Source organism: Massilia sp. P2_C2 (assembly GCF_056404615.1).
Window position 1 is genome coordinate 35135 of record NZ_JBFUDR010000013.1, and the last position, 6511, is coordinate 41645.

Annotated in this window: 8 protein-coding genes; 1 reads left to right on the top strand and 7 read right to left on the bottom strand. The window is 67.9% G+C overall.

The annotated features are described in order from the left end of the window. Positions 1-46: 46 nt before the first annotated feature. Entirely contained in the window at positions 47-892 is an 846-nt protein-coding gene (locus tag AC1DYX_RS03070) for an MOSC domain-containing protein (protein WP_477256142.1), read from the top strand. Between the two features lie 99 nt (positions 893-991). Here the strand turns inward: AC1DYX_RS03070 and AC1DYX_RS03075 are convergent, their stop codons facing one another. The 7 genes from AC1DYX_RS03075 to AC1DYX_RS03105 all read right to left on the bottom strand — a co-directional run. Further along, on the bottom strand, positions 992-1276 hold the full coding sequence (locus AC1DYX_RS03075) for a DUF971 domain-containing protein (protein ID WP_477256144.1): 285 nt from the start codon (positions 1274-1276) through the stop codon (positions 992-994). Next, positions 1273-2238, bottom strand: a complete 966-nt coding sequence (locus AC1DYX_RS03080; protein ID WP_477256146.1) for a HEAT repeat domain-containing protein — start codon at positions 2236-2238, stop codon at positions 1273-1275. The genes AC1DYX_RS03075 and AC1DYX_RS03080 overlap by 4 nt, the downstream gene beginning before the upstream one ends. Before the next feature lie 18 nt (positions 2239-2256). Then, positions 2257-3099, bottom strand: coding sequence for an ABC transporter ATP-binding protein (locus AC1DYX_RS03085; RefSeq protein WP_477256148.1), 843 nt, complete (start codon positions 3097-3099; stop codon positions 2257-2259). After that, positions 3096-3917 carry an ABC transporter permease gene (locus AC1DYX_RS03090; protein WP_477256150.1) on the bottom strand — a complete coding sequence of 274 codons (822 nt, stop codon included), beginning with the start codon at positions 3915-3917 and terminating at the stop codon, positions 3096-3098. Before AC1DYX_RS03090 ends, AC1DYX_RS03085 begins: the two co-directional genes overlap by 4 nt. A 2-nt stretch (positions 3918-3919) precedes the next feature. After that, positions 3920-5326, bottom strand: coding sequence for an ABC transporter substrate-binding protein (locus AC1DYX_RS03095; RefSeq protein ID WP_477256152.1), 1407 nt, complete (start codon positions 5324-5326; stop codon positions 3920-3922). A 21-nt stretch (positions 5327-5347) separates the two neighbouring features. Beyond that, positions 5348-5581 carry a 4Fe-4S dicluster domain-containing protein gene (locus AC1DYX_RS03100; protein ID WP_036238885.1) on the bottom strand — a complete coding sequence of 78 codons (234 nt, stop codon included), beginning with the start codon at positions 5579-5581 and terminating at the stop codon, positions 5348-5350. Positions 5582-5593: 12 nt separating this feature from the next. Continuing rightward, positions 5594-6511 (bottom strand): FAD-binding protein (locus AC1DYX_RS03105; protein WP_477256154.1); only part of this gene is annotated, 918 nt, incomplete at its 5' end.

Sequence of the window (6511 nt, forward strand, 5' to 3'; positions counted from 1 at the left end):
CATACTATTGACTTGCACCCAGAATTCCACTCCGCCGAAGCGATCCATGGCCAAACTCACACATCTGCTCATCTATCCGATCAAGTCCTGCGCCGGCATCGCCGTCCGGTCCGCCACCGTGTTCGAATCCGGCCTGTCCGCGCTGGGCGTGCACGATCGCGAATGGATGCTCGTGACGGAAGACGGCCGGTTCCTCACGCAGCGCGAGTACCCGCGCATGGCGCTGATCCGCCCGCTGCCGGACGACGGCCAGCTGCACGTGCGCGCACCCGGCATGGATGAGCTGACCTTGCCGCTCGCGTGGGACGAGACCGCGGCCAGGCGCGCGGTGACGATTTGGGACGACACGGTCGACGCGGCCGATTGCGGCGACGCGGCGGCCACCTGGTTCTCGGCCGTGCTGGGCACGCCGTGCCGCCTCGTGCGCTTCCACCGCGACGCCGTGCGTCCGACCAGCACCAAGTGGACGAACGGCGTGCCGGCGCAGACGCGCTTCGCCGACGGCTATCCGCTGCTGCTGATCGGCCAGGCATCGCTGGACGACCTCAACGCGCGTCTCGTCGCGGCCGGCCGCCACCCTTTGCAGATGGACCGCTTCCGCCCGAACCTGGTCGTCGACGGCCTCGACGCCTGCGAAGAAGATTTCCTGGCCACGCTGACCGTGGGCGGCGTCGAGATCCGGCCCGTGAAACCGTGCGCGCGCTGCCCGATCCCGTCCGTCGACCAGGCTACCGGGGTGCCGGGGCCGGATCCGCTCGACATCCTGCAGACCTACCGCGCGAATCCGCGCATGGAAGGTGCGGTCTGCTTCGGCATGAATTGCATCGTGGTGGCCGGGGCAGGTGGGGAGGTGCATCTCGGGCAGGAACTGGAAACCGAGATCGCGTTTTGACATTCGCGTGGGCACGGGGTGCCCACCCTACGGCCGCCCACATACGTAGGGTGGGCTCCCCGAGCCCACGCGTGAGATTAGCGATGTGTTGGCATTGCGTTAGTCCAGGCTCGCGAGCATTTCGTAGGGGTAGATACCCCGTCGATGCCCATCGCTGAACGCCAGGTTCAGCGCATAGGCCCCCACCGGCTCGATCGCCGCCAGCCGCACGGCGTCATCCGCTTCCACCGTGGCCCCGGCCCGGCGCAGCGCGCGGCATTCCGAGCACGGGCAGGCCGCGCGCAGCCGTGCGTGCGTGAGCGCCGCCATCCTGCCGTCAGGCCAGCGCAGCGCCAGCACGCCCCGCGCCGCGTGATTCTCGATGGTCTCGGGCACCGCCGTCATGCCGCGGCCTCGATCTGCTGGATCGCGAGCCGCACGGACTTGCGCACTTCCGGATCCGGATCGCTTTCCGCCTGGCGCAGCGCGGGCAGTGCGGCGGGTGCGCCGATCTCGCCCAGCGCCAGCGCCGCTTCCTTTCTCAGGTTGCTGATCGTGTGCGTGAGTGTCGCCACCAGGCCGGCCAGCGCATCGCGGCTGCGCAGGCGGCCCAGGCTGCGCGCGGCGCGCAGGCGCACCTGCCACCAGGCGTCGTCCAGCGCCGCGATCAGCGCCGGAGAGGCGTCGGTGAGCCGCAGCTTGCCGAGCGTCGTCGCCGCTTCCTCGCGCACTTGCCAGGCCGGGTCGGACAGGGCCGCAAGCAGGGCGACCAGCACCTTCGGCGTCTGTTCGGCAAAACCCAATGCGCCGGCCGCCGCGCGGCGCACGTCCGGCACCGGATCCTGAATGGCCAGGCGCGTCAGCGCGTCGACCGCATCCTGCCGTTTCAGGTAGCCCAGCACGGCGACGGCTTCGCGCCGCACGAGCGGATCGGCGTCTTCCAGCGCCGCCAGCGCGGGGTCGAAACTGCCGGCCACGCGCAACTCGCGCACGCCGCGCAACGCGGCCGCGCGCACGAACGGATCGTGCGTGTCGATGAAGGGCAGCAGCTCGCGCGCCGACGCGGGCAGCTTCAGTTCCGACAGGCTTTGTGCCGCGGCGGCCCGCACGTCGGCGTCCGCGTCCGACAGCAGGCGCGCGAGGCCGCGCACCGCGGCCGGCGACTCGAAGGCTTCCAGCGCGCGCGCCGCTTCCGCGCGCACGGCGGCGGCGTCGTCGTCGAGCGCAGCCAGCAGCAGGGGTACGTGGGCGTCGCCGTCCAGGTCGGCCAGGTCGAGCAGGGCGATGCGGCGCACGGTGGTGTCAGCGTCCTGCAGGCGAACAGCCAATGCAGCGAGTTCGGGATCGTCGTAAAAATCGGAAGTCACGGTATGTCCTTGCAGGGTTCAGGGAGGCCCCAGTGGGCTCAGGCGCGCCAGCGGCGTCACGCTGGCCTGCGGATGCAGCAGGTCCAGGCAATGGCGTTTCAGGCGCGTGAAGTGGCTCGACGTCATGACGTCCGGGTGGCGCGGACGTTCGAAATCGAGGCGGATCTCGTCGATGATGCGGCCCGGGCGCGGGCTCATCACGAGGATGCGGTCGGCGAGGAACAGCGCTTCGTCGATGTCGTGCGTGATGAAGATGATCGTCGTGTTCACGCGCGCCCACACGTCCAGCAGCAGCTCCTGCATCTTGAGACGCGTCTGTGCGTCGAGGGCGCCGAACGGCTCGTCCATCAGCATCACGCGCGGATGGTTGATGAGCACGCGCGCGATCTCCACGCGCTGCTGCATGCCGCCCGACAGCTGGACCGGATAGCGGTCCTCGAAGCCCGCCAGACCGACGAGTCCGAGCAGCTCGCGCGCCCGTTCGCGCCGCTCGCGCCGGGCGATGCCCTGCATCTTGAGGCCGAAGGCGACGTTGTCGAGCACCTTCTTCCAGGGGAACAGCGTGTGTTGCTGGAACACGAGGCCGCGGTCCGGATGCGGCCCGGACACAGGCGCGCCATCCACGTGGATGCTGCCGCGGCTGGGCGTCCAGTGGCCGGCCAGCGCGCCGAGCAACGTGGATTTGCCGCAGCCGGACGGCCCCAGCACGCAGACGAATTCGCCGGGCGCGATGGACAGCGAGACGTCCTGCACGGCGTCGAACGCCTGGGAACCTTCGCCGAGGCGGATGCGGAGGTTGTCGATCTCGATGGCGCCGCCCTGCGCCAGCCGCGCGCTTTCCAGAGACGTGGTCTGGTTCATCGTTTTCTCCTTTGCATGTGGTACCAGGGCATGGCGAGATCGCCGAGCTTCTTCACGAGCGCGCTGCTCCCCATGCCGATGACGCCGATGAACAGCATGCCGACGACGATGTCCGGGTAGTTCTGGATCGTGTACGCGGCCCACGTGTAGTAGCCGATGCCGAACTGGCCGGAGATCATCTCCGCCGTCACGAGGCAGAACCACGCCGTGCCCATGCCGATCGACAGGCCCGTGACGATGCTGGGCGCGGCCGCCGGCAGGATCACTTCCGTGAAGATGGTCCAGCGGCCGGCGCCGAGGCTGCGCGACGAGGCGACGAGACGCGGGTCGGCGCCTTCCACGCCGTGGATCGTGTTCAGGAGGATGGGGAACAGCGCGCCGATGAACGTGATGAACACCATCGACAGCTCGGACGACGGGAACATCAGGATCGCCAGCGGGATCCAGGCGACGGCCGGGATCGGGCGCAGCACTTCCAGCGGCGGCAGCAGCACGTCTTCCAGCCGGCGCGAGCGGCCGATGACGAGGCCCAGCAGGATGCCGGCCACGCCCGCCGCCACGAAGCCGGCGAAAACGCGCCACACGCTGGCCTTCAGGTGCAGGACCAGCTTGGGCGATTCGAGCAGCGCGGTGGCCGCGTCGAGTACGTCCTTGGGCGACGGCACGTTCTGGAACGTGACCAGGCCCAGGTCGAGGTGGTGCGTGGCGGCCCACTGCCAGGCCGCCACGCAGGCGACGAGCGACAACGCGCGCAGCAGCAGGCGGCCCGCACGGCGCAGCAGGGCCGGATCGATGGGGCGGGTGGCGGTGGACTCCATGATCAGATGGTCTTGCCGCCCTTGAGCGTATCGAAGTCGACGACCTTGCCTTTCACCTTGGCCGCCTGCGTCTGCGCGTCGGCCTTCAACAGGTAGGCGCTGACGTCCTTGCCGTTGCCGTCGACGACGAACCAGGCGTCGCCGGCCAGCAGTTTCAGGCCCGAGCCCTGGTCGTGGGCGTACACGGTGCGCACCTTTTTGCCCGCCTGTTCCAGCTTGCGCAGTTCGGCGATCGCCGTCGTCGCGCTCGCGTAGTGGCGCACGAGCGGCTCGCCCTGTACCCAGATCTGCGTCAGGTGGCGGAAGTCCGTGATCGGTTTGCCGGTGACGGCATCCTTCGCCTTCAGCGGCAGCTTGTCGTAGTTCTTCAGCTGCTTGTCGTAATCCAGCCCGGCCTGCCTGAACGCCGAACGAAGATAACTGTCGTCGATGAAGCTGTCGACGTCGATGTCGGACTCCGTGCGCTTCAGCAGGCGCAACGTCTCGATCGAGGTCTTGACGGCCTGGCGGTATTCCGGCTTCCACGTGAAGTCGCGCGTCTGCAGGCCGAGCGGCCCGTGGAACAGGTAGTTCACCTCGGCCTCGATGCCCGTGACCCTGGCGATGAGCTCACTGTATTTTTCCGGCTCGGCCGCGATCAGGCGGTCCGCTTCGATGGCGGCGCGCAGGTAGGCGACGACGACTTCCGGATATTTTTTCGCATACGCCGCGTCCACGAGGCTGCCGTGCAGGGTGGGCGCCTGGGCTTGCGAGCCGTCGTAGATCTTGCGGGCGAAGCCGCGGTGCGGGAACAGTTCGGCGAACGGGACGAAGTCGGCGTGCGCGTCGACCTTGCTGCCCTGCAGGGCGGAGCCGGCGACTTCCGGCGCCTGCGTCGTGATGTTCACGTCCTTGTCCGGATCCCAGCCCTGGGCCTTCACGGCGCGCAGCAGCATGCCGTGCGCGGTGGAGGCGAACGGCACGGAGATCGTCTTGCCCTTCAGTTCCGCCAGCGATTGCACGGGCGAGTTCTTCGGCACGACGATGCCGTTGCCGGAACCGAGCGTGCTGCCCGACAGGACGGTGATGAAGATGCTCTTCTTGCCCGCCTTGGCGTGCGCCGCGCCGTTGAAGGAGCCGGGGAAGTCGGCCATCGAGCCGATGTCCAGCTTGCTGGCCACCATCTCGTTCGTCAGCGGGGCGCCCGACGTGAAATTCTTCCATTCGATGTCGTACTTGACGTCCTTGTACTTGCCGTCGTGCGGCAGGTATTTTTCCAGCAGGTGCAGCTCGCGGATCAGCAGGCCGCCGGTGGCGCAGTTGATGGTCGTGTCCTGGGTGCCGATGGCGACGCGGATTGTTTCCGCTGCGTTGGCGCTGCCGAACGCGAGCAGCAGGGACAGCGTAACGAGTTTGTGGTGCAGTTTCATTCTTGTTGTTCTCCAGTGGGTTCAGCGCAGCAAATAAGGAATATCGACGTGGACGGCACCGGTCGGGCAGTCCTTCTCGCAGGGCATGCAGTACCAGCATTCGTCGAACTTCATGTAGGCCTTGCCCTTGACCATGTCGATGGCCAGCACGTCGAGCGGGCACACGTCCACGCACACGGTGCAGCCCTTGTGCGCGATGCATTTGTCTTCGTCGACGGTGACGGGGACGCTGGTGATGTTGATGGTGGTCGGCATGGGTTCTCCTGATCAGGCCGCGAGGGCTTCGGTCTTGTGCACGCGCAGGCGGCGGTAGGCGTCCTTCTCGCTGTCGTCGAGCGGGACGATGTACGGGGCGATGGGGCGCTTGAAGCAGGTCATCTGGCCGTTCTCTTTCTTCAGCTGCACATGCACGAACCAGTCGGCGTCGTTGCGCTGCGGATAGTCGACGCGGTTGTGATACAGGCCCCAGCGGCTCTCCGTGCGGTACAGCGAGGCGCGCGCGGCCATCTCGGCGCAGTCGCGGATCGCGTGGATCTCCATCGCGCGCATCAGCTCGTGCGGGTTGCGCGCCTGCAGGCGATCGAGGTCGGCGCGGATCATCTCGAAGCGCTGCAGGCCGATCTCCATCTTGCGCGTCGCCTTCGGCGGCTGCAGGTAGTCGTTGACCATGCGGCGCAGCTTGTACTCGACCTGGTTCGGCGGCAGCCCGTCCTCGCGCGACAGGGGCGCCCACACGCGGGCGCGCTCGCGCTCGACCTGGGCCTCGTCGACCTCGGGCAGCGCGTGTGCCGCGCAGTATGCGGCCGCGCTTTCTCCGGCCAGGCGGCCGTAGACGAAGGCGCCCAGCATGTAGTTATGGGGCACGCAGGCGAGGTCGCCGGCCGCGTGCAGGCCCGGCACCGTCGTGCGCGCATGCTCGTCGACCCACACGCCGGATGCCGAGTGGCCGCTGCACAGGCCGATCTCGGAGATGTGCATCTCGACCATCTGCTCGCGGTAGTCGGTGCCGCGGCCTTCGTGGAAGCGGCCGCGGCTCGGGCGCTCGTTCGTATGCAGGATCGTCTCGATGGTCTGGATGGTTTCCTCGGCCAGGTGGTTCATCTTGAGGAAGACGGGACCATTGCCGCCCTCGAGTTCGTCGTGGAACTCCTGCATCATCTGGCCGCTCCAGTAATCGCACTCGAT